Below are 22,544 nucleotides of genomic sequence, written 5' to 3'. Positions count from 1 at the left end.
GCCAGCCGCTGCGGCGCATGCCTTAAATGGCTGGCTTGCCTGTCGTGCCGCTGATCACGTTGCGCCGGATGACGATTTCGCCATCATCGCTGGAGACCCCCATCGCATGCAGACCATGTGCGCCACCATTGAAGCGGAGATTCAGAGAACGGGCGTGAACGCCCAGGTAGTCGCTCATCTCCTCTTCCGAGCCGCCCAGCTCAAGCCAACTGATACCGGTTGCGGTTCGGGTGCCGAACTGAGGGGCTACGCGTGATGGATGCTTCGTAATGTCGCTGACGAGGAAGAAGTTCGGAAGGCCCGCACCCCAGCTCGGGATGGTCTCCGGAGCTCGGATCGCGACTCCCATCGTACCGTCGGGACGGGTGCGCAGAGTGCTTTCGATGACGTCGGTGCCGAGCCGCTTGGCGATCTGCTCCAGCTCATCTCGGGTGTCGACCCGGGCGCACCAGCCGATGAACACGTCTCCCTCCTGGCACTTCTCCTTGAAAAATCGAGCGGAGGCGTTGCCCTTTTCGTATTCGAATACGTCAACAACGCTTTCAACCTCGATGTAAGTGTCGTTGCCCGTGGGAAAGATCTTGTTGGCGAGCCCGAGCTTCGGAAACCAGCCGCCTTCATAGCAGCCGAGGCCAGTCTCTTCCCGCAAGCGCTGAGCGCCCTCGAAGAAATTGCGGACTCCGAGGCAGACGTGATCAATGTGAATCATTGCGAATTTCCTATCTGAATTGAAAACGGCGGACGGTCTGGATTCGTTCGCGCTTGAGGATGGCTTTTGCGGGCCGCTCAGAAGCCTGAGCACGCCTTTGCCTGAGCGATGACTGCCGCATGGTCGAAGCTATTGATCTTCTGGAAGAAGGCCTGGTCGTCTGGCACGAGCTTTTTGGGATCGATTGTCTGCGGAATGAGCTTGTTCTCCAGGAGAAACGCCTGAAGCTTGTCCAGACCGTCGACCGAGACCTTGGCTCGCAGCTCGCCACCTGCCTTGTCGAACGCGAGCTTCGCTTCCTCCACGTTCGATTTCTCGATTTCGGTATCCTGGCCCAGTGTCGTGGTTCGGTTAGCCCCGTAGTTCCTGCGATAGATCTTCGCAACGCATTCAGGGTTCGCCTCAGCGAAGACTTGCGCCTTGGCGATCCCTCTCGCCAGAGCCTCGACCAGCTCGGGCTTCGACTTGAGAGTGTCGTTGGTCGCAACAAGGCCGTAGTCGGGGAACTGCATCCACTGATCGTCATAAAAATATGATGCGTTGTTGCCCAAAGCTTTGAAATTGGCGATCTCGGACATGAAAGTAAGGCTTGCGTCGACGGCACCCGACTTCAACGCCTCATAGGATTGCGCTCCGAGACCGATCACGGCCTGACGGACCTCGCGCTGGGGATTGATGCCATGCGTTGCCAGCATGCTATTGAGGTACATCGCTCCACCGGAGCCGGCGACCGCGAGGCCTACCGTCTTACCCTTGAGATCCGCAGCCTTCGTGATGCCCTTGTCGGCCATCGTCAGGATACGCCAGGAAGTGTTCCGCATCGTCGCCAGCATCCGGATGTCGGTCAGACCCTTCGCGTCGGCTGCAAGCCACGGAGTCGTGTTCATCATACCGATCGTGCCGCTGCCGCCGATGATGCTCTGAACCGCTGCAGCCGAACCCTGGGAGTAGACGACCTGCACGTCGTAACCGTCGTCCTTCCACCAGCCGAGCGCGAGAGGGACATAGAGCTCGAAGACAGCGGTAATCATGACGGGATTGCCGTGGATGATCTTCACGGGTTCCAGGGCGTTCGCGCTTCCGGATGCGATAGGCATGGCTGTAGCGATCGCGGCAACGATTGTTGCCGCCTTCGAAGCATTCTTCATGACGTGTTCCCTTTTGTTTAGGTTAGCCCTTCGGATTTTCCATCCAGAAGACGAGTTTGCGGCCGATGGCCTGGATCGCGGCGCTGGCTGTCGCGGCGATGAATGTCAGTACGGTGATGGCGGCGAAGACGCCTGCGGTGTCCAGGGCGAATCCTGCCCGGATGATCGCCGAGCCGATGCCTTCCTGAGCACCGACGAACTCTGCGACGATCGCGCCGATCACGCTCAGGGTCACACCGACGTTGAGCCCGCCGAATATGTAGGGAGCCGAATTCGGCAGCCTGAGATAACGGAAGCGGCGCCATGCCGATGCGTTGTAGACATCGAACAGCTCGTCGTGCTCGGCGGGTGTCGCTCTTAGCCCGATGACTGCGTTGACGAAGACCGGGAAGAACGTGATGAGCGCTACGATCACCACCTTGGAGGTCATGCCGAAGCCGAACCACACGACGAACAGTGGGGCGATGGCGACTTTGGGAATCGCCTGAAGTGCGACGATGTAGGGGTAGAGGATCCTTTCCGCCGTGCGGGAGCCCGCGACTGGAATGGCCAGAACGAAGCCTATCGCCGAGCCGAGGACGTAGCCCGCAATCACTTCCTGCAACGTGATCCATATGTCGGTGCTGAGGTCGCCGACGAACAATCCCGACCAGAGGGCGGCGGCTATGGCGCTGGGCTTCGGCAGCAGTGCCGGGCTGATATTCAGAAGCGGTATCAGCACCCACTCCCAGGCCGACAGGAACATGACAAGGACTATCACCGATGCGAGAGTCACGGCGTCCGGGGTCGGCAAACGGAAGCGTGGCGGAGACTTCACCCTGCTATGTACCGAAGTGGAAATGATCTCGCTCATTGGACAAGGTCCTCCTTCTCGAAATGCCTGCGCACTGCGCTTGCGTAGTCGCCGAACTCCTTGGAGTTGATCATCTCGAGAGTCCGCGGTCGGGGAAGGTCGATCGTGATGTCATCAACCACACGGCCGGGTCTGGGCGCGAGGACGATCACACGGTCGGCGAGGAAGACGGCTTCCTGGATGCTGTGCGTGACGAAGATCACGGTCTTCCGGCTGGCCATCCATAGCGTCTGCAGTTCGACCTGGAGCTTGTCCTTGGTCATCGCGTCCAGAGCGGCGAAGGGCTCATCCATGAGCAGAACCTCGGGATCGTGCACCAGCGCGCGGGTGATGCCGACACGCTGCTGCATGCCGCCGGAGAGCTCGCTCGGGTACTTGTCCTCGAAGCCGTTCAGGCCGACCATGTCCAAGAACTTGGTTGCGCGGTCCTCAACCTGTCTGCGGTCGGCCCCGCCGATATCCGCCGCCACGGTGACATTCTGACGGACTGTCCGCCAAGGCAGGAGCACTGGCGACTGGAAGACCATACCGATGCCCGAAGTCGGAGCCTCGATCTCCTTGCCGCCGATCGACACGCTTCCACTGGATCTACGGATGAGCCCCCCGACCATTCTGAGCAGGGTGCTCTTGCCGCAGCCGCTAGGTCCAACAAGGGTGATGAACCTACCCTTATCTATTGATAAATTAACGTCCGTTAGGGCGACGACCTGATCTCCTGATCTCGTCACAAACTTCTTAGACGCTTTCTTGATCTCGATGAATGACGCTTCTTGTTCCACCTTGAAAGCCTTCTGTATCCGCAGTGCACGGGCTTTTCGATAGCGCACCGGGACAAGGCCCGTTGGCGTAAAATTAGTTATCACTTGATAAATAGAATGACAATACTCGTTTTTGTCTGTACCTTGTCATCATCCGCAAAGCGCAGTGAATTCAGGCACATCCTGACTGCGGAAAACCCTGAAATGAACGCGGCATTCCAACACCTAGCAACCTCGAACACCTGAAATGGAGACGCCATGACTGGCACGAAGCTCTTCACGCCTGCCTCGGTGGGTCGACTAACCATCCCCAACCGGATCGTCATCGCTCCCATGTGTCAGTATTCGGCTAGCGACGGCATGATGACAGATTGGCATCTCGTCCATCTCGGAACCCTGGCGAATTCCGGAGCTGGGTTCCTCACCATCGAAGCCACTGCGGTCTCGCCCGAGGGGCGCATCTCATATGGAGACGTCGGCCTCTATTCGGATGGGTGCGAGGCTGCGATTGGGCGGACCCTTGAGGCGATCAGCAAGTTTTCCGACATGGCGATCGGGATCCAGCTCGGGCACGCGGGACGAAAGGCGTCGACTGACGTTCCATGGAACGGCGGAGGCCAGATCATCCCAGATGACGAAAACGGATGGCCGACGATCGCCCCGAGCGCGGTGCCCTTCCAACCGTCATACATACCTCCACGCGCCATCGACAAGGACGACCTGAAACGGTTGCGTGAGGCGTTCGGCGACGCCGCCCGACGGGCTGCCCGGCTCGGACTGGCTGCAGTGCAGATCCACGGCGCGCACGGATACCTGCTGCATCAATTCCTGTCCCCGCTTTCCAACCATCGCAACGACGAGTACGGCGGGTCACTGGAGAACAGGATGCGTTTTCCGTTGGAGATCTTCGACGTCGTGCGGGAAACGTTCTCCAACGGCCCCGTGACCATGCGCGTATCGGCAACGGACTGGGTCGATGGCGGGTGGTCGCTTGATGAGACGATTGCATTCGCTCAGGCGCTCGAAACGAAGGGGTGTGACGGCATCCACGTCTCCACCGGAGGCCTAGCCGCCGAGCAGAAGATCCCGGTCGGGCCGAGCTATCAGGTGCCGTTCGCTCGTGCCGTGAAAGCGGCGACACCCATGCCGGTGGTCGCGGTAGGCCTCATCACTCACTTCGATCAGGCGGAAGCGATCCTACGCGCGGGCGACGCTGACATGATCGCGATCGCCCGCGCCGTACTCTACGATCCCCGGTGGCCGTGGCATGCCGCTGCGCATTTCGGGGAGAGCGTGAAGGCCGCTCCGCAGTACCTCCGCTGCCAGCCGCGCGAATTTCCCGCTCTCTTCGGAGGCGCTTGACGTGCCCTAGAGGCCTCGGAAATGCCCGAGGCCTCTGCGGTCAGGACCTGATCCCGGTATGGGCAGTAACGTACTGGGCGTCGAATCCTTTGCGTGCAACCGCACCGCGTCTACTCCGGTCGGAGACGGAGAAGAGGAAGGTGACTGCGAAGGCCAGCGGGACGGAGAAGAGCGCCGGATTGTCGTAGGGGAAGATGGCAGCCCCGAATCCCATGGTTCCAGACCATACGGCGGGACTGAGCAAGACCAGGCCGAGCGCGCTCAGAAGGCCCGCGAGGGATCCCAGCACCGCGCCCCTCGTGGTGAGACCTCGCCACGTGACGGAAAGGAAGATAACCGGGAAGTTCGCGCTCGCCGCAATGGCGAACACAAGCCCGACCATGAAGGCGATGTTCTGGTTTTCGAACAGGATCCCGAGGATGATCGCCAGCGCGCTGATCACCACGGCAGACAGCTTCGACATCCGTATCTCCTCGGCCTCGGTGGCGCGCCCTTTGCGGATCGCCCGGGCGTACAGGTCGTGTCCTGCAGCGGAAGCTCCCGCCATCGTGAGCCCGGATACGACAGCAAGAATGGTTGCGAAGGCTACCGCCGAGATAAACCCCATCAGGACGGATCCCCCCAACTTGTCCGCGAGGTGGATCGCCACCATGTTCGCGCCGCCGATGATCTTGCCTGCCGCATCGAGATAATGGGCGTCACCGGATACAAGTGCGATCGCACCGAACCCGAGAACGAAGAGCAGCGAATAGAACGCCGTTATGAAACATGTGGCGACGAGAACCGAGACGCGAGCCTGGACCGCGTCCGAAACGGTGAAGAACCGCATCAGGATATGTGGGAGCCCGGCTGTCCCGAAAATCAGCGCCACGCCAAGAGAAAGAGCGGAGATCGGATCCTTGACCAGTCCGCCGGGAGCCATGATAGCGATCCCCTTGGGATGGACGGCAACGGCGGACGCGAAGAGGCCGTTCAGGCTGAACCCGAAATGCGCGAGGATCATCACCGACATCAGCACGGTCCCCGCAAGCAGCAGGACCGCCTTCGTGATCTGCACCCACGTCGTCGCCAGCATTCCGCCGAAAGTCACATAGAGCATCATCAGGACGCCGACGAGGACGACAGCCAACCAGTACGGCAGACCGAAGAGAAGCTCGATGAGCTTTCCCGCGCCGACCATCTGGGCGATCAGATAGAAGAGGACAATGACCAGCGTGTTCACGCCCGCGACCGTCCTGATCGGCCGCTCAGACAGGCGGTATGCGGCGAGGTCAGCGAACGTGTAACGGCCTAGATTGCGGAGGGGCTCCGCGATCAGGAACAGGATCATTGGGAACCCGACCAGGAATCCGATCGCGTAGATCATCCCGTCGTATCCGGATCCGTATACCAGTGCCGTGACACCGAGGAAGGTCGCGGCCGAGGTGTAGTCGCCGGCGATCGCCAGACCGTTCTGCACTCCGGAGAGGCCGCCTCCTGCGGCGTAGTAGTCGCTCGCCGTCCGCGTGCCTCGCCTCGCGGCCCAGACCGTGACGCCGAGGCTGGCGATCACGAATATGAGGAACATGCCTATCGCGAGCGGATTGAGGGCCTGCCGCGCCACCTCCCCCGTCAGCGCGTCCGCCCGCGCGCTGGAGCCGGAAACGACGAGTGCGAGCGCGCCCGCTGATGCTGTCTTGAGTTTCATGGGAGTTCCTTGCGGAGCGCGGACGCCAGCTTGTCGAGGCGCACGCTTGCATAGAGGGCGTAGACTGCGGTCAGCCCCAGCCCCGTGACCATGAGGGAGACGCCGGCGATCACGCCGATGCTGATCGACGAGCCGGCGGCGACGGGCGACGCAAGGGTCGCCGGAGAAAAGGCGACGATGCAGATGAACGTGAAGTAGAGGGCGGCCATCACCATCGCCAGCACTGCTCCGAGGCAGTTCCTCTCGAAACTAATTCGACGGAACAGGGGCCGGTTGCGGATCTGCTCCAGATCCCCGGCCCTGATTTGTGCATCCATGTGTTCTGTCCTCCAGACCAGGTTGCCGGAAACGGCGCCGGGCAGCCGCTCCGACTATTGGAAACCCTAGATGTTCAAGGGAGCGTTCGCGCTATCCTTGAATTCCACGGTAGTGAACGTGAGATCGGTGTCACCGATATTCTGCAGATCATGCGTCATGAACTCACCCGGCGCATAGTGGTGATGTTGCGTATCGCCAGGCTTGTAGGACACCTCCGCGACGCGACCGTCCCCGTAGTTCGATCGCGCCCTTCCTCCGGTCACCGCGGTCCAGAAGTAGTCGAGAACGTGGGTGTGGAAGCCGATGCGCTCGGATGGCTTCAATGTGAGCGACCAGACACGCACCCGGTCGGTCTCCGAGACGAGCGCGCTCCCCACCCTGCCGTTTCCGGCGTTCCGGTTGAACTCATCCGCCAGTTCCGCGCTAAGACCTTCCGGTGGCTCCGGCCAGCTATCGATTACGTGAATTCCCATGGATTGTTCCTTTCTGATGTTCAGGCCGCGATACCGGTCGACACGGCGGTTTCACTCATGATCGCTTCAGGATGCCGGTGACGCTCGGCCATCGCCCGCTCTTCTTCGGTCAGGATCTGCGCCTGCATGTAGGCTCCCAGGTGCCGTGCCCTGCTGATGACCGCATGCCCGTAGGAAAGGCGCCGGCGCTCGAACTCCTCGAGTGAGGAGGCTACATCAGGTCCGGCAGCCATAGCCTCAGCAAGTGCGAAGGCATCCGCTGCGGCTTTCGTGACTCCCATGCCGACATGGGGTCTGGCGACAAACGCGGCGTCCCCGAGCAGGGCGATGCGCCCATCGATGGCCATCCGGGGTGTCTCGAGATCCTGAATAGCCTGGAGGAACGGCTGGGCGGCCTTCGCGACGACCTCCGCGAACTGCGGCGAGAGCAGCTCCTTTGCGGCGTCGCGCATGTCATCGATGACAGCAGGACGGATCTTGTTCGGAGGGATGGAAAGGGCATGCGTCACCCCGTCGACGTCAGTCAGAAGTTCCTTCAAACCGCCGTCCTGAGCCGCAGGCCTATACCAGACGAAATTGAAGCGGCGGTGGCCGGGTTCGATGGATTCATCCGCGCCTGCCACTGGATATCCAAGCATCTGTTCTCCGCTCGGAAGCGAGAATGCGAAATGATCGCACAGAGCGCTCCGGGTATCGGAGGAGAGGTCGGCTTCATCGACCAGCCCCCGCCAGGCGACATATCCCACGTAGTTCGGCATCACCTCCGGCATGTACTGCGCGCGCACTGCAGAGAAGATGCCATCCGCGGCAACCAGAAGGTCGCCCCTCGCCTCGCTGCCGTCATCGAAGCGTGCCACTACGCCGTCGGCCACGACCTCGACGTTCCGAAGGTTGTAGCCATGGTGATAACAGCCCTCCGGCAGGCCCTCCTTCAGGATGGCATAGAGCCGTCCCCAGGATGTCAGGATCTGTGGGTGTGCTTTCTCGCCGATGATCTCACCGTTGTGGTCGAAGACGCGGCGGCCCTCGACGCTTACTCCGACCTTCGCATTCCCGCTGTCGATGCCACAGGCGTCGAGGATGTCGAAAAGCTCAGGATGGGTGACGATCCCAGCGCCTCGTCCGGCAAGTTCCGAGGATATCCGCTCGTAGACATCGACGGTCCATCCTTTGCTGAGCAGCAGACGGGCGGCGAAGAGCCCGCCCATCGAGCCGCCGATGATTAATGCGTGGCCAGTCTCTTTCATTTCATATCCTCCATTCAGGATGAGGGCGCCGCCGTCGTGTTCGGGCAGCGGAACTCGATCGGCATTCAATGAACGCCGAGATGGTTGTTCAGGAGCGAACTGTCGTGGATGACTTCGGCCGCGCTGCCATGCGCGACGATCTCGCCAGTGCTGATGATCACCACGTCATCAGCGATCCGGAGCGCGAAGTTGGTATGCTGCTCCACGAGCACGATCGACAGGCCTGACTCCCGTAGCTGTCCGATGATGCGGCCGACCTCCGCGACTATCTGCGGAGCAAGACCCTCGGTCGGCTCGTCCATCAGAAGCACCGTCGGATTGGTCATCAGCGCCCGCCCGATCGCAAGCATCTGCTGCTCCCCTCCGGAGAGTCGGCCTGCAGGATGCGATCGGCGTTCCTGCAGCCTCGGGAAGAGCTTGAAGATGTCCTCGTTGTCCCAAACCACCCTTCCGGTAGGTGCCGGACGTCTCCGCGCCACCACCAGGTTTTCCGTGACGCTGAGGCTCTTGAAGATCCGGCGGCCCTGAGGGACCAGTGCAACGCCCGCTTGGCAGATGGCTTCCGGGGAAAATCCCTCGATGCTGCGGCCGAACACCGACACGTGTCCGCTGCGCGGCTTCATCAGTCCGGCGATCGTGTTCATGCAGGTTGTCTTGCCTGCGCCATTTCGGCCAAGCAGCGCAAGCACGCGTCCGGCGGTGACACTGAAGGAGACGTCCCGCAGTATGTGGCTGTCGCCGTAGAAGCTATTCACCGCATTGAGGGTCAGCGCGTGGCTATTCTGCAAGATAGGCCTCCTTGGTGCGCGGGTCGGCGATCACATCGTCTCGACTTCCGTCGACGAGAAGCTTGCCGTTCTGGAGAAGGGCGATGCGATCGGCAAAAGCGAGCGCGACGTCCATGTCATGTTCGATCATGATGATGGTCAGTGAACGCGGGAGACCGTTGAGCAATCCTTCGACTCCCTTCCGCTCCTCTTTCGACAGTCCCGCGAGCGGTTCATCGAGCAGGAGCAGCCGCGGCTGCTGGGCGAGCGCCATTGCGATCTCCAGCCGCCGTCTCTCACCGTACGAGGTTTCACTGACGCACTTCTCGGCGATATGATCCAGCATTACCGTCCGCAGGATTTCCATCGCCGATGCGCGGAATTCCTGATCCGCATCAAGCGAGCCAAGAGGCCTCCACCTCTTCGAGGTACGGCCAAGGCTGGCGAGTACCACGTTGCGAAGGACTGTCTCGCCTCCGAAGAGCGTCAGGATCTGGAAGGTCCTACCGATCCCCCTCGCCGCGCGCCTGCTAGTCGGGAGTTCGGACACGTCCTCCCCCGCCAGCGAGATCGTCCCCCGGCTCGGCGCCAAATCTCCGGCGATCAGATTGAAGAGGGTAGTCTTTCCGGCGCCGTTTGGTCCGAGTATGAGACGCCGTTCGCCCTCCATCACCTTGAAGGAAACGTCACTGATGACATGAAGGCCGCCGAAGCTCTTGCTGAGATTGTGTAGTTCCAGTGCCGACATCAGCGTGCCCTCGGATTCTGCTGAAGGGAGGCAGTTCGCGGAGCCCCCTTTCGGAGTGCGCTCGCAAGACCTGCCAGTATTCGTCGCGTACCCGGAAGCAGCCCTTCGGGCATTGCGATGATGATGAAAAGGAAGATGCATCCGAGAAGGGTCGGCCAGCGGTCGGTGTAGGCGCTTGCGACGTTTTTTAGAAGAACGACGACGCCCGCCCCGAACAGAGGTCCGAACAAGGTGCCTATGCCTCCGGCGATGACCATCAGAACCGCTTCAGAGGATACGGTCAGCGACAACGCATGCGGGCTTATGAACTGGAATATCTGGACGTAGAGGATGCCGGAGACCGTCGCGACGAAACCGGAGACGATGTAGGCGATGTAACGGATCGTCCAAGTGTTGTAACCGAGCGTGCTCATCCGCCGTGGCTGGTCCCGCACTCCCTTGACGGCCGCGCCGAGCGGCGAGCGGATAAAGGCCGCGAGAAGGATCATCACGCAGGCGAGCACCGCCAGGCAGACGTAGTAGAGCGTAAGAGGGTCGGACGAGATCACGGTGCCGCGTCCGAGGCTGATCCCGTTGTCGCCGTTGGTTAGGTCGGTGTAACGGAATGCCACACCCCACACGATCTGCCCAAGCGCGAGGGTGATCATCAGGAAACTGAGCCCACTCGTCCTGAGCGCGATCAGACCAAACACAGCGGCCGTAGCCGTCCCGATCACAAGTGCCGCGCCGACCGCGGTCCATGGGGAAAACCCGTAGGTGCCGGATGTCACTGCGTAGGTATAGGCGGCAACGCCGAGAAACCCGGCATGGCCAAGAGACACCATGCCACCGTAGCCGGCAAGGATGTTCACGCTGACGGCGAACAGCCCGTAGACCAGGATCTGGGTCGCAATCCCGAGATAGAAATTCCCTGGCAGAAGGAACGGCAGAATGCAGGCAATTGCCGTGAGAAAGAATAATACGGCGGACTTCATGCTGCTTGCCTCCCGAGCAGGCCTTCGGGACGGACCGCAAGCACGACGACCATCGGAAGGAATAGGATCACGTAGGAAAGATCCGGCAGGAGGATCTGTCCGAAAATGTAAATGATGCCGATCAGGACGCTCCCGATGAGTGCACCAGCAAGGCTGCCAATACCTCCAAGGATGACGACGAGAAGCGCAAGCGGCAGCATTTCGGTGTCCAGACCAGGGTATACCGACAGGATCGGAGCCGCGAGCGCTCCACCGATCCCTGCAAGAGCCGAACCGAGGCAGAACACCACGGTGAAAAGCCGCGACACCGGGATGCCCGTCGCCCGGGCCATCTCCCGGTCATCGACCGCCGCACGGATCTTCGCCCCGAGCGTCGTGCGCTCGACGACGAGCCATAGCGAGATTGCGATGAGGGCCGCGACCACGATCAGAAACAGGCGGTAGAGGGGAAATGCGAACACGCCCAACCTTGCTGCTCCCTGCAGAAAACCTGGGGCCGCCAGCGGGATTGGATCCCCGGACCAGATCAGAAGGCATTGATCGGCGACGATGAACGAGAGGCCCAGGGTTCCTAGAACCTGGGCCAGTTCGCGGCCAGCGAGCCGCTGCACCAGAAGGTGCTGGACGAGCCCACCTAGCAGCGCGCATCCAACTCCCGCGGCCAGGACGGCAACCCAGAAGCCAGCGCCGATGGCGGAGGTGGCGAGATAGCCACCAAGCATGAAGAAAGCGCCATGCGTCAGGTTGGCAACCCTCATCAGGCCGAAGATCAGCGAAAAACCTGCCGCAAGCAAGAAAAGTACCGCCGCGAATGCAAGGCTGTTGAAAAGCCCGGTGATCCAGAACATTGAAATGCCTCCTCCATTTCGAATGAGTTGGTCGGGATCGCCCGGCTCAGTTGAGCCGGACGTCTGCGGCACCCATGTCGTACCAGTCGAAGGGACGGTCGCCGACGTTGAGCATGACCGCCTTCACATCGAAATATGCTCCGAAGGCCTCCTTGCCGAACTCCCGTCCGATGCCAGAGAGCTTGAACCCACCCCACGGAGACGCGGCGTCGACACGGTGATGATCGTTGATCCAGACGATCCCCGCCTCGATGCTGCCGGCGACACGATGAGCACGGGCGACGTCACGGGTGCGCACGGCCGCAGCCAGGCCGTAGGGGCTGTCGTTTGCGATCCGGACCGCGTCCTCTTCGGTGTCGAAAGGAATGACGACCGTGAAGGGACCGAAGACCTCCTCCTGGGCGATGCGCATGCCCGCGTCGACGTCCGCGAAGACGGTCGGCTCGACGAAGTATCCGCCGTTCGAGAGCTTCTCGGGAATGCCTCCTCCCGCGACCAGGCGCGCGCCCTCGCTCTTGCCGATCTCAACGTAGTCCAGCACGCGCTGGCGCTGGCGTTCGGATATGACAGGCCCCATCTGTGTCTCCCCGTCGAATGGGTCGCCGATCCGGATGGCGGCCGCCTTCCTCGCCAGCTTCTCCACGAATTCGTCGTAGACAGGACGCTGGACGATGTGACGGGCCGCGCAGACGCAGGTCTGGCCGGCGCCGACGAAGGCTCCGAACGCGGCGTAGTTCACGGCCTGATCGACGTTAAAGTCCTCGAAGACGACGACGGGGGTCTTGCCACCGAGTTCGAGTGTCTGGCGAGCGAAGTTGGATGCTGCTGCCGCTCCAGCCAGTCGTCCGGCCTCCGTGCCGCCAGTCAGAACCAGCTTCCGGATGCCCGGGTGGCTCGAAAGCGCCTTGCCAGTCACGGCGCCGTTTCCGGTCACCACGTTGAAGACACCCGGTGGCAGGCCAGCCTCGGAGAACAGCTCCGCCAAGCGTAATGTCGTCAACGGCGTGTATTCCGACGGCTTGACCACGGTCGTGCATCCGGACGCAAAGGTCGGCGCGAGATTGCGGCAGGCGATGAGAAGCGGATGATTGAAAGGCGTGACGTTGGCGACGACACCGACGGGCAGCCGCTTCGTGTAGGTGAGATAGTCCCCCTCGACCGGGATGACATCGTCACGCTTGGCGAGCGCGAGGCCTGCATTGTATCGAAACAGATCGGGCACGCGGGCAAGCTGGGCACGGGTTTCGCGGATAGGTCGGCCGTTGTTCAACGTCTCGAGTTCGTAAAGTTCCTCGAGATGTGCCTCCATGACATCAGCCAGCTTGTTCACGAGCCGGGCGCGGGTGCGCGCTGAGAGACCCGCCCAGTCGGGGGAGCGGAAAGCCCGCGCCGCACTCTGCACGGCAGCGTCGACGTCCTCCGCCGAGCAGAGCAGCACGGACTCGATGACCTCGCCTGTGCCCGGAGAGCGGATTTCCATCAGATCACGTGGACCTGCGGCAACGATCCTGCCGTCGATGAACAGCCCGCGGGGCGTGGCGGAGACGCCATGGCCGACTGAATTGCGAAGGGTAGCGTCAGACATTGAGAAGTCCTTTTACGGCGGGCGCGCCTACCAGGTCGATTGCGTTTTTTCCGGATATGAGTTCGAGCTCGGCATCCCCGATCCCAGCGGCCCGAAGTGTCTCGAGCGGAGCCAAGTCCGCCATGTCGAACGGAATGTCAGTGCCGAGAAGCACGTGATCGGCACCGACAAGTGAAACGAGGAAGCGGAGGGCTTCAGGGTCGTGGGTGATGGTGTCGAAGTAGAAGCGCTTGAGGAGGTCCTTCGGCGAGATCTTTGTCGTCTGCGCTTCCTTGCGGACATTCTGGCCGTGGACCAGTCGACCGATCTGGTAGGGAGCGAACCCGCCGCCGTGGGAAAGGCAGATCTTGAGATGTGGGATTTCCTCCATCACGCCCCCGAAGATGAGATGCGCCGCCATTACGGTCGTATCGAGCGGATTGCCGATCAGGTTCGTGAGGTAGTAGGGTTCGAGTCCCGGTTTGGCACCGAAGTAATAGGGATGCGTCAGGATGAACACGCCAAGATCGGCGGCCTTCCGCAGCACCGGACGAAACTCTGGAGCGGCAAGCTGAACGCCGTCGATATGCGTCCCAATCATCACCGCCCGGATCCCAAGCGTGTTCACGAGGTAGTCCAGCTCGGCAAGAGATGCATCGGGCGACTGCATCGGCAGCGTGCCCATGCCAATGAGACGACGTGGGGATGAGGCGACGAACGCCGCCACTTCCTTGTTGAGGTTTCGGACGAACTCAGCGTTCTTCTCCCCCGGCTCGCGGTAGAAGAAAAGAGTCGGCGACGGCGAAATGATCGCTGCATCGAATCCTTTTTCATCCAGCTTGCCGATCTTGACCTGAGGATCAGCGAATTCCGGAAACAGCGGATAAGCGAATCCTTCGCGGTGGACGAGACGCGTGACGCCCTCGGCTTTCTCCACGCGGACTCCGAATGCCTCGGGATCTAACTCGAACAGGGACACGATGCCTTGCGGAATGATGTGATTGTGCGCGTCGACTATCATGCGACGTTCTTCCTTCTCGATGATGTGGCCGGAGGTCAGATCTTGGTGGGATTGCTTCGCGAGTAGACCGGTTCCGCGAGAAAACGTTCAGGCGGATATGTCCAGAACTGGGAGACCTGGTCATAGGTCTTGATGACGGTGTTGACGAGACGGTCGCCCTTGCGCTCGACCTTCCGGATGTAGATATTCTCGACCGGGTTGCCGTACCGGTCGAACTTCCACGGACCACGGGGATCGTTCACGACCTCGGCCTTCTTCAGCGCAGTGATGAGCCCCTGCTTGTCTTCTGCCTTACCGCCGACCGTTTTGAGCGCCGCCTCCAGGGCGAGACCAGCCGAATAGGCGCCGACGGAATAGAAGCCGGGGTCGACGCCTGTCACCTTCCTGAGCTGCTCGACGAAGCTGTTGTTGTGTGGCGTATCCAGGCCCGCCGAATACCAGCCCGCGGAGATGATGCCCAGTGCCTCGTCTCCCATCGTGTGAAGAACGCCCTCGTCGACCGTGGTCATGGCTGAGATTACCGGGATCTGGCCCTTCAGCCCATACTCGTTGTACTGGCGGAGGAAGCGGAGACCGTTGGCACCCGAGAAGGCCGCAAACACCGCATCGACCCCCGAGATCTGCGAGATGTATGATCCATAGTCCGCAGCGTTGAGAGGCGCCCAGAGCTTGTTGGCGATCGAGCCCCCGTTCGCCTCAAACACACGCTGGAACCCGGCGGTCTGCTCCTGGCCAAAGGCGAAATCATCGGCGATCGTAATAACCTTCTTGTAGCCGAGCTCCTTTGCCGCATATTCGCCGAGCGGATGGCAGGGCTGCGCGGACGTCGATGATGTCCGGACGAACCACGGATTGAGCTTGCGTTGGGTGAGGTCTTCCGCGGCGGCCGACGAGCAGATGAACGGAACCTGCGCCTCCGCGAGGTAGTCGTTGATTGCAAGAGCCTCGAAGGCCGCGACCGGGCCGACGATCATGTGCACGTTCGAGCGCTGCACGAGTTCCTGCGCCCGGGTCTTTGCAAGAGCGGGCTGTCCGCCAGTGTCAGCGACAATGAATTCGACGGGTCTCCCCGCGATGGTATTTCCGCGTTCCTTCAGAAAGAGTTGGAAGCCATCCTCCATCTGCCGTCCACCGGTTGCAAGTGCGCCGGACTTGACGCTGAGCATCCCGATGCGGATGGGTGCATTTTGAGCAAATGCTGGCATTGCGAACTGAGTTCCGGCCAGAGCTGCCGCGCCTGCCAAGACCTGACGTCGATTAAGCATGTGTTCCTCCCAGACGTGCTATTTATCGATTGATAAACTGCGTAAGTTTGTTGACGAGGTCAAGCCCGGTTTCTCAATTTTTTTCCCGACAATGCAACAGGTTGAGTTTGCCACGCGACCAACATGTTGATAAATTAACGGCAATTGGCGCAGGGGGACCGCATGAAAACGGCAGAGACAAGGAAACGGATGTCGCCCGATGATCGGGAGCAGGAGATAGTCCGTGAGGCAGTGAAATTCTTCGCGGAATTCGGCTTCGAGGGTCAGACGAGAGAGCTGGCGAAGCGTCTGGGGATCACTCAGCCTCTGCTCTACCGCTACTTCCCGACGAAGGATGCTCTTGTCGAGCGGGTCTACCAGGAGGTCTTCCTGCGCCGCTGGAATCCCTTCTGGGAGGAACTGTTGGTCGACAGGAAAAAGCCGCTGCGCGATCGCCTATCCGACTTCTATCAGGACTATTCGAAGGCGATTCTGACTTACGAATGGGTGCGGCTGTTCATGTTCTCCGGCCTCAAGGGGCTCGATTTCAACACGCGCTACCTCGACCTTCTGCGGCACCGGGTTTTCGGTCTGATCATCAGCGAACTCAGGGTCGAGCATTCTCTGAAGCCCGCGGATGTGTCGCCGATCACAGCGATGGAGATTGAGGCCGTGTGGGGACTGCACGCCGCGATCTTCTATCTCGGTGTGCGCAAGTTCATCTACAGCATGCCTGTCGAAAACATCGGTTCCATCGTGGACTTGGAGCTTCGGCTCTTTCTGGAGGGCGCTCCGGCAATCCTGTCAGGCAGATAACCCTACGGGTCCGAGCGGTACCTCACCATCCAGAGCGAGCCGTCAGCTTCCGGGCACGCTGCGCAGGTAGGCCTTAATTTGATCGAGGTCTAAGAAAACCGACGATCTTTCGTACCGGCGGTGGGAAGTTGCCAAGCAGAGCAGGGAGCGCAACCAGGTTGTGATCCCTAACGGCCTGCGGCTGGGCTCTGACGTCAATCACCTCTATCTCGAATTCGCCGGGAGCGTACTCGCTAGAGGCCCGCTGGACGTTTTTCGCAGCAATCTCGGCGCGGAGAGAGGCGCCGTTCACATAGAGCGTCAGTTTCTGGACCACAGAGTTCCCTACCTTCAATTTGGAAGTGTCGTGTCGGCAACCGGCGTTCCAGGGGCGCCGGAGATCCGATAGACCGTCATGAAGGCGTCCGAGTCAACCTTCAGTGTCCCCACAATTGAAAGAATCCGGCGATCATGGACAGGCATCTCGCTAAACCTTCGAGGATCTTCGACTGAATACTTGCGATCAGCATTCACGTAGCTTCTCCAACACGACTGCGCGCTAGTGCGCTTTGATGTCGAATGTTCCACGAATGTCCCCCGGTCAGATATTTCGTGAAGGTGCTTGAAGGCTCGCACGGAGGCGACAATCACGCGCGGCGCTCTCGATAATCAACCTCGAAATGGCCCAGGACGAGGTCCATAATCAAGCCTTCGTCCTCGGGCATGCCGGATCTCGGCACGTCATTCACATGATCTCGGGCTGTTCAACCATGAGAACAACGTCCCTGGAACTTATCGGAGGACGGCGGGGAGTTGGTCACGAGCTGCCAACCCCCGAACCGGCGCGGCGGGCACCAGTGACTTCGGCCTTTCCGAAGTCGCGCCTCCAACCCGCCCGATGTGATCGCGGGTAACGGCGCATACCAAAGGAAGCCTCGTCTGCCTATAACGGATGTTAGTGGTCTGAACAAAGTTCGAGGCTGGCAATGGCGACAAGTCTAATGGTCCGCAAGCCAGCGCTTCGGCTGCCTACTTCGACCGCGCGTTGTTCGAACAGTCGCTGCTTTTCCTAATAAAGCTCGGCCTGTCGCTGGCGCATGGCCTCGATAGCGATGCTTTTCAATCCAGTGCTCAAAGTCAGGCGGCTGGTAACGACCGGCATCACTCGATAAAGGACGGATCTTCGTCAGTCCCGTTGTCGCCGCCTTCCGGGGCGGCGATTTCGTTTTGCACTGCATGTCGGCTGAGCAGCCCGGCTTCCTCGAGCGCCTCGATGTTCGGCAGGTCGCGAAGCGTCTCCATGCCGAAAGCCGACAGAAAATGCGGTGTAGTCACATAGGTATAGGGCGCACCCGGCGTCGGGCTGGCGGCCCGGACTCGATGAATCCAGCGCCGCGCAGATTGCCGACGAGGTCACGGCTGACTTCCCTGCCAAAAACTTTTGACAGCTCTTCGCGCGTCACCGGCTGGAAATATCCCACCGCCATCAGCACCATCGCCTCGAACTCCGACAGCGGCGCTGCCGCACCGCGCGTTGGAGCAGCTGAGGCTTGTATCGCGGCCGCGTAGCGAGAACGTGTTCGATGCTGCCAGCCGCCGGCAACGGAAACCAGTTCGTAGGGCCGTTCGCGCAGTTCCTCTTTCAGGTCATCGATGAGCAGATCGATGCTGCAGTTCTTTCCAACGACGCGCACCAAGTTCTCGCGGCTCACCGGCTCGGCCACGGTCAATATCGGAGGTAAAGATACCTCGGATCTCGTAGCCGCCACCTGGGGACACCAGCGAGCCAGAGATGGCCAAACCATTGATTAATCGGGTCGGCTGCTGTCGGCACTCCAAATCGGCGAGCCGGGCGCATGGACGGTCTGATTCTCAATCTGAAACGAGCTCTGCCGAAAAAGCGCACGATTGCGAAGGACCGATCTGCTCTCCACTTTTCGCAGTTATATGCTTTCTCTCTTGTTTGAAAAGATCGACGATTTGAGCTGACCGCTCTTCATGGATCCCTCTGCGCATCCGTAATGCGCTCACGTGCGCGCAGGAGATGATAGCGCATGTAGAGCGCCGCATGTTCGCCGTTCTTCGCCTGGATTGCATCGACGATCTGTTGGTGTTCGCGCAGTACCGCAATGCGCCGCTCGTCCGAACCAAGTTTGGTCAAGCCGAGTGCTACGCCCATGGAGCCGCTGATTTCACCACGAAGATGTTCGAAGAGCGATACAAACAGGTCGTTGCCGCTCGCGACCGCGACCTCCCGGTGAAAGTCGAAATCCGCCTCGCTGGGTGACTCACCATTCATGATCTTTTCGCGCAGAAGCGCATTGGCCTCGTCGAGATTGTGAAGGTTCTGGCTGGAGCGGCGCTCGGCCGCAAGCGAGGCGGCAGCGGCTTCCAACGCAAACCTGACCTCGAACGACTTGAGGTAACCGGCGACATTGGACGGCTGTACGAAACGGGTGATCGCCGATGGCGGCACGGCGCGCACGAATGTGCCGGAGCCGCGCCGCGAATAAACGAGGCCGTCCGCCTGCAGCCGGATCAGAGCCTGGCGAACCACCGGACGGGACACGGAAAAGGCAGAACAGATATCGTTTTCGGGCGGCAGCCGGTCGCCCTCCTTGAAGGCACCGTTGAGAATCTGCTCGAGAATCTGGCCATATAACTTGTCCGCCAGCCTTTCCTTGCGCGGCGGCGTCAATTGCAGCTCAGCCATTCAACACCTCCGCTTATCTCCCAAGCTTCCCAATCCCGCGGCCCTCCCCCGCACGCGGAGGAAGACGCGCCAAGGCTCGCCCTCCTGCATATCTATCGATAGGCACAATTTCAAAGATGTCATCAAAAATTACTTCTTCGGCAATGTTTTTTCCATAATTTGAAATGCGAGTTGACAACTTCAGTTGCCGTGTTAGCGTAATCGAAATTGTCGACGTGCATTCGGCCATCTCAGGGAGGAGATATTCAAATGCAATATACGGCGCAATTCGATCCTCATCGATGGCGGGAAAAACGCCGCTAGGATCGAAGAGCCAGTTTCCGCATCACCTCTGTCGAACGTTGAACCGCAAGCCCGCAAGGTTTCGCAAGCGGATAAGCCTTGCCTTCTGGTTCCTGATCGACAGGCCATTTGCAAAAGCCCGGCGCGCAATCGCGCCGGATAGCTCGCTCATGCCTGTTTCCGTAAGAGAAAGTTTGCGACCATGCGTATTACCGGCCTTCGAAGCTATATGAGCCATGACGAGAAGCGTCCGCGGGTAATCGTGGCGATCGACACGGACGAAGGCATTACCGGCTGGGGCGAATGTTACAACCACGGGCCTGACCGTGCATTGCCGGCTATGCTGGACTATTTCTACGAACAGATCAAAGGCGAGGATCCGCGCCGGATCGAGTTCCTGATGCTTAAACTGCAGCAGCAAGCGCGTTTCCCGGGCGGCGCCATGCATCTCGCCACATTCTCGGCGATCGACCACTGCCTCTGGGACATCTCGGCCAAGGCTCTCAACCTGCCGGTCTACAAGCTGCTCGGTGGCGAGGTGCGCGACAAGGTGCGCGTCTATCTCGGCGTCTATACTGCGCCCGATCCGCAAGTGGCGCTCGATACGGTTCAGGGCCACCACGAGAAATACGGCTTTACCGCCTTCAAGCTCAGCCCCTTCCGTGTCGATTTCCACGCGGAACGCTGGGGCGAAGTGGTTGCCACCAGCGCCGACTATTTCCGCCGGCTGCGCGAGATTTCGCCGAAAAATTTCGAATACGCTTTCGACGCCCATGCCAAGATTTTCGAGCCCTGGCAGGCTGTCCAGCTCGGCAATGCGCTCGCCCCTTATGATCCGCTGTTCTTCGAGGAGCCGATCCGCCCGGAACACATCCCCGCCTGGGCCGAGATGAAGGCGAAGATGAACTGCCCGCTGGCGACCGGCGAAAGCCTCTACAGCCGCTACGAATTCCTCAACCTGCTTTCGGCCCGCGGCTGCGACATCGCCCAGCCGGATATCTGCGTCGTTGGCGGCCTGCTCGAAATGCGCAAGATCGCCGTGATCGCCGAAGCGCATTACATCCCGATCGCGCCACATAATCCGATGGGACCGCTCGCCACCGCCGTCAATGTGCATTTCTCGGCCGCGACGCCTAACTTCAAGATCCTCGAATACCGCCTGCCGCTTGACGCGCCTTACGTCAAGGACCCCTACCTGCCCGAAGGCGGATACCTGCAGCTCAGACCCGAACGTCCCGGCTGGGGCGTCGAGATCGACGAGCGGGAGCTGCAAAAGGACACCTACATTCACTGGGAACGCAAGATGCCGGTCAAGCCGGACGGTTCCTACGGTTATCCGTGAGACGAATAGACGAACTGAAGAGATCAAAGATTTCAATTGGGAGGTTGAACATGATGAAGCATCTGATGGCGGCGACATTTCTGGTCGCCGCGGCGCTGACGGTCCCGCAGGGGCAGGCGCTTGCCGCCTCGCCGCCGAACATGCTGGTAATCGGCACGAACCTGACCGGCATCCGCACGCTCGATCCGGCGGACAATAACGCCCGCACGGTCTCCGAGCTGATTTCCAATCTCTATGACAACCTCATCGAACTGCCTCAGAACGACCTTCAGAAGATGAAGCCGATGCTGGCGACCAAGTGGAGCGCCTCGGCCGACGGCAAGCTGATCACTATCACGCTGCGCAGCGATGCCACGTTCCAGAGCGGCAATCCGGTCACCGCCGAAGATGCGGCCTGGTCAATCCAGCGCGTCATCAAGCGCGGCCAGGTCGGCTCCACCGATATCGCGCTCTGGGGCTTTACGCCGGACAATGTCGAAAAGCTGGTGCGCGCCAAAGACGCCCAGACGCTCGAAATCGAGCTGCCGATCCAGGTCAGCACCGATCTTGTGCTCTATTCGCTGGCAAGCTCCTCGCTCGGCATCATCGACAAAAAGACCGCCATGTCGCATGAGGCGAACGGCGATTTCGGCGCCGGATGGCTGGCAGCCAACTCCGCCGGCAGCGGTCCCTATTCGCTGTCGCAGTGGCGGCCGAACGACATTGCCGTCTTTGAGGCCAACAAGAAATACTGGGGCGGCGCACCGGCAATGATCCGCGTCATTGCCCGCCACATCCCGGAATCCGGCAACCTGCGTCTTCAGCTGCAGGCCGGCGACGTGGATGTCGGCCAGTATCTCGCAAGCGGCGACCTCGACGCGCTGGCGAACGACAAGAAGATGGTGATCGACAACGTTCCGGGCCTCGGCTTCTATTACATCGCGCTCAACCAGAAGGACCCGGACTTGCAGAAGCCGCTGGTTCGCGAAGCCTTCCAGCATGCCTTCGACTGGAAGGCGATTTCCGGCAATATCATGCGCTATACCGGCTTTCCTTGGCAGTCTGTCGTGCCGAAGGGCATGATCGGCGCTCCGAGCGACAGCACATCGCGTTACGACTACGATCCCGCCAAGGCCAAGGCGCTGCTGGCGCAGGCCGGTTATCCGAACGGCCTCAAAAAGGTGCTGAACCCTTCCGGCGCTGCCACGCTGCCCTTCACCGAAGCGCTGCAGGCCAGCGCCAAGGCGGCAGGCTTCGACCTGAACCTGGTGCCTGGCGAATACACGCCCGCCTTCCGCGAGCGCAAATATGAAATCCTGCTCGGCAATTCCGGTGCCCGCCTGCCCGATCCGTTCGCCGTCGCGACCCAATATGCCTACAACCCGGACAATCGCGACGAAGCCCGCCTCGGCAGCTATTATCTGTGGCGCACCGCCATGCAGGTTCCGGAGCTGAACACGCTCGTCGACCAGTCGATGAAGGAGCGTGACACGGCCAAGCGCACGGACATGTTCAAGAAGATCGACGAAATCTACAAGGGCATGAACCCGCCGCTGATCGTCTTCTTCCAGCGCACCGACCCTTATGTCACCCGCGCCAGCGTCAAGGGTTATCAGGGCCATACGACCTGGTCGACCCGTTGGCACGACGTAACCAAAACCAAGGAGTAGGATCGACGTGGCCAGCGTGGATATGACGACACGAGACAACTC

22 protein-coding genes and 1 pseudogene are annotated in these 22,544 nt (G+C 60.5%); 4 read left to right on the top strand and 19 right to left on the bottom strand.

The features are described 5' to 3' along the window. Positions 1-22: 22 nt before the first annotated feature. The 4 genes from KX729_RS22870 to KX729_RS22855 all read right to left on the bottom strand — a co-directional run bounded on the left by KX729_RS22870 (position 23) and on the right by KX729_RS22855 (position 3,489). Positions 23-709 (bottom strand): VOC family protein, encoded by a 687-nt coding sequence (locus tag KX729_RS22870; RefSeq protein ID WP_219744798.1) that lies wholly within the window; start codon positions 707-709, stop codon positions 23-25. Positions 710-786: 77 nt separating this feature from the next. Further along, the gene (locus KX729_RS22865) at positions 787-1,857 is read right to left on the bottom strand and encodes an ABC transporter substrate-binding protein (RefSeq protein ID WP_219744797.1); all 1,071 of its coding nucleotides are present in this window, start codon (positions 1,855-1,857) and stop codon (positions 787-789) included. A 22-nt stretch (positions 1,858-1,879) separates the two neighbouring features. Then, complete coding sequence (locus KX729_RS22860) at positions 1,880-2,710, bottom strand: ABC transporter permease (protein ID WP_219744796.1); 831 nt, start codon at positions 2,708-2,710, stop codon at positions 1,880-1,882. Next, positions 2,707-3,489: an ABC transporter ATP-binding protein gene (locus KX729_RS22855; protein ID WP_219744795.1), complete on the bottom strand. Its 783-nt coding sequence runs from the start codon at positions 3,487-3,489 to the stop codon at positions 2,707-2,709. Before KX729_RS22855 ends, KX729_RS22860 begins: the two co-directional genes overlap by 4 nt. Before the next feature lie 237 nt (positions 3,490-3,726). Here KX729_RS22855 and KX729_RS22850 point away from each other — a divergent pair, with 237 nt between their 5' ends. Next, positions 3,727-4,830, top strand: a complete 1,104-nt coding sequence (locus KX729_RS22850) for an NADH:flavin oxidoreductase/NADH oxidase (protein ID WP_219744794.1) — start codon at positions 3,727-3,729, stop codon at positions 4,828-4,830. 40 nt (positions 4,831-4,870) lie between these two features. Here KX729_RS22850 and actP read toward each other — a convergent pair whose 3' ends face one another. The 11 genes from actP to KX729_RS22795 all read right to left on the bottom strand — a co-directional run bounded on the left by actP (position 4,871) and on the right by KX729_RS22795 (position 15,742). Next, positions 4,871-6,517 (bottom strand): cation/acetate symporter ActP, encoded by a 1,647-nt coding sequence (actP, locus tag KX729_RS22845; RefSeq protein ID WP_219744793.1) that lies wholly within the window; start codon positions 6,515-6,517, stop codon positions 4,871-4,873. Continuing rightward, a complete protein-coding gene (locus KX729_RS22840; RefSeq protein WP_219744792.1) occupies positions 6,514-6,834 on the bottom strand; it encodes a DUF485 domain-containing protein in 321 nt (106 codons plus the stop codon). The genes actP and KX729_RS22840 overlap by 4 nt, the downstream gene beginning before the upstream one ends. Before the next feature lie 66 nt (positions 6,835-6,900). Further along, positions 6,901-7,308 carry a cupin domain-containing protein gene (locus tag KX729_RS22835; RefSeq protein WP_219744791.1) on the bottom strand — a complete coding sequence of 136 codons (408 nt, stop codon included), beginning with the start codon at positions 7,306-7,308 and terminating at the stop codon, positions 6,901-6,903. A 20-nt stretch (positions 7,309-7,328) separates the two neighbouring features. Continuing rightward, the gene (locus KX729_RS22830) at positions 7,329-8,555 is read right to left on the bottom strand and encodes an FAD binding domain-containing protein (RefSeq protein WP_219744790.1); all 1,227 of its coding nucleotides are present in this window, start codon (positions 8,553-8,555) and stop codon (positions 7,329-7,331) included. A 65-nt stretch (positions 8,556-8,620) separates the two neighbouring features. Then, positions 8,621-9,343, bottom strand: a complete 723-nt coding sequence (locus KX729_RS22825) for an ABC transporter ATP-binding protein (protein WP_219744789.1) — start codon at positions 9,341-9,343, stop codon at positions 8,621-8,623. After that, positions 9,333-10,070: an ABC transporter ATP-binding protein gene (locus KX729_RS22820; RefSeq protein WP_219744788.1), complete on the bottom strand. Its 738-nt coding sequence runs from the start codon at positions 10,068-10,070 to the stop codon at positions 9,333-9,335. Before KX729_RS22820 ends, KX729_RS22825 begins: the two co-directional genes overlap by 11 nt. After that, a complete protein-coding gene (locus tag KX729_RS22815) occupies positions 10,070-11,044 on the bottom strand; it encodes a branched-chain amino acid ABC transporter permease (RefSeq protein ID WP_219744787.1) in 975 nt (324 codons plus the stop codon). The genes KX729_RS22820 and KX729_RS22815 overlap by 1 nt, the downstream gene beginning before the upstream one ends. Then, complete coding sequence (locus tag KX729_RS22810) at positions 11,041-11,892, bottom strand: branched-chain amino acid ABC transporter permease (protein ID WP_219744786.1); 852 nt, start codon at positions 11,890-11,892, stop codon at positions 11,041-11,043. Before KX729_RS22810 ends, KX729_RS22815 begins: the two co-directional genes overlap by 4 nt. A 46-nt stretch (positions 11,893-11,938) precedes the next feature. Continuing rightward, positions 11,939-13,477, bottom strand: coding sequence for an aldehyde dehydrogenase (locus KX729_RS22805; protein WP_219744785.1), 1,539 nt, complete (start codon positions 13,475-13,477; stop codon positions 11,939-11,941). Next, the gene (locus KX729_RS22800; RefSeq protein ID WP_219744784.1) at positions 13,470-14,477 is read right to left on the bottom strand and encodes an amidohydrolase family protein; all 1,008 of its coding nucleotides are present in this window, start codon (positions 14,475-14,477) and stop codon (positions 13,470-13,472) included. The genes KX729_RS22805 and KX729_RS22800 overlap by 8 nt, the downstream gene beginning before the upstream one ends. 35 nt (positions 14,478-14,512) lie before the next feature. Then, on the bottom strand, positions 14,513-15,742 hold the full coding sequence (locus tag KX729_RS22795; RefSeq protein WP_246617777.1) for an ABC transporter substrate-binding protein: 1,230 nt from the start codon (positions 15,740-15,742) through the stop codon (positions 14,513-14,515). A gap of 162 nt (positions 15,743-15,904) precedes the next feature. Here KX729_RS22795 and KX729_RS22790 point away from each other — a divergent pair, with 162 nt between their 5' ends. Next, positions 15,905-16,537: a TetR/AcrR family transcriptional regulator gene (locus KX729_RS22790; protein ID WP_219744900.1), complete on the top strand. Its 633-nt coding sequence runs from the start codon at positions 15,905-15,907 to the stop codon at positions 16,535-16,537. 73 nt (positions 16,538-16,610) lie between these two features. On the opposite strand, the gene KX729_RS34585 is transcribed toward KX729_RS22790, so the two are convergent. The 4 genes and pseudogenes from KX729_RS34585 to KX729_RS22775 form a co-directional block, all read right to left on the bottom strand. Continuing rightward, entirely contained in the window at positions 16,611-16,829 is a 219-nt protein-coding gene (locus tag KX729_RS34585) for a circadian clock KaiB family protein (RefSeq protein ID WP_376776049.1), read from the bottom strand. Positions 16,830-17,677: 848 nt separating this feature from the next. Continuing rightward, positions 17,678-17,818, bottom strand: coding sequence for a hypothetical protein (locus KX729_RS34580; protein WP_376776051.1), 141 nt, complete (start codon positions 17,816-17,818; stop codon positions 17,678-17,680). Positions 17,819-17,851: 33 nt separating this feature from the next. Continuing rightward, a pseudogene (gene scpB / locus KX729_RS22780) lies at positions 17,852-18,321 on the bottom strand (SMC-Scp complex subunit ScpB); the annotation flags it as partial. Between the two features lie 191 nt (positions 18,322-18,512). Further along, the gene (locus KX729_RS22775; RefSeq protein WP_219744782.1) at positions 18,513-19,229 is read right to left on the bottom strand and encodes a FadR/GntR family transcriptional regulator; all 717 of its coding nucleotides are present in this window, start codon (positions 19,227-19,229) and stop codon (positions 18,513-18,515) included. A gap of 484 nt (positions 19,230-19,713) precedes the next feature. On the opposite strand from KX729_RS22775, the gene KX729_RS22770 reads away from it, so the two are divergent. After that, positions 19,714-20,853 carry a mandelate racemase/muconate lactonizing enzyme family protein gene (locus tag KX729_RS22770; RefSeq protein ID WP_219744781.1) on the top strand — a complete coding sequence of 380 codons (1,140 nt, stop codon included), beginning with the start codon at positions 19,714-19,716 and terminating at the stop codon, positions 20,851-20,853. 65 nt (positions 20,854-20,918) lie between these two features. Continuing rightward, on the top strand, positions 20,919-22,502 hold the full coding sequence (locus tag KX729_RS22765) for an ABC transporter substrate-binding protein (RefSeq protein ID WP_246617790.1): 1,584 nt from the start codon (positions 20,919-20,921) through the stop codon (positions 22,500-22,502). The last annotated feature ends 42 nt before the right edge of the window (positions 22,503-22,544 follow it).

It is taken from the genome of Neorhizobium populisoli, assembly GCF_019430945.1.
GTDB lineage: Bacteria > Pseudomonadota > Alphaproteobacteria > Rhizobiales > Rhizobiaceae > Neorhizobium > Neorhizobium populisoli.
This window is presented reverse-complemented; position numbering and strand designations above follow the sequence as displayed.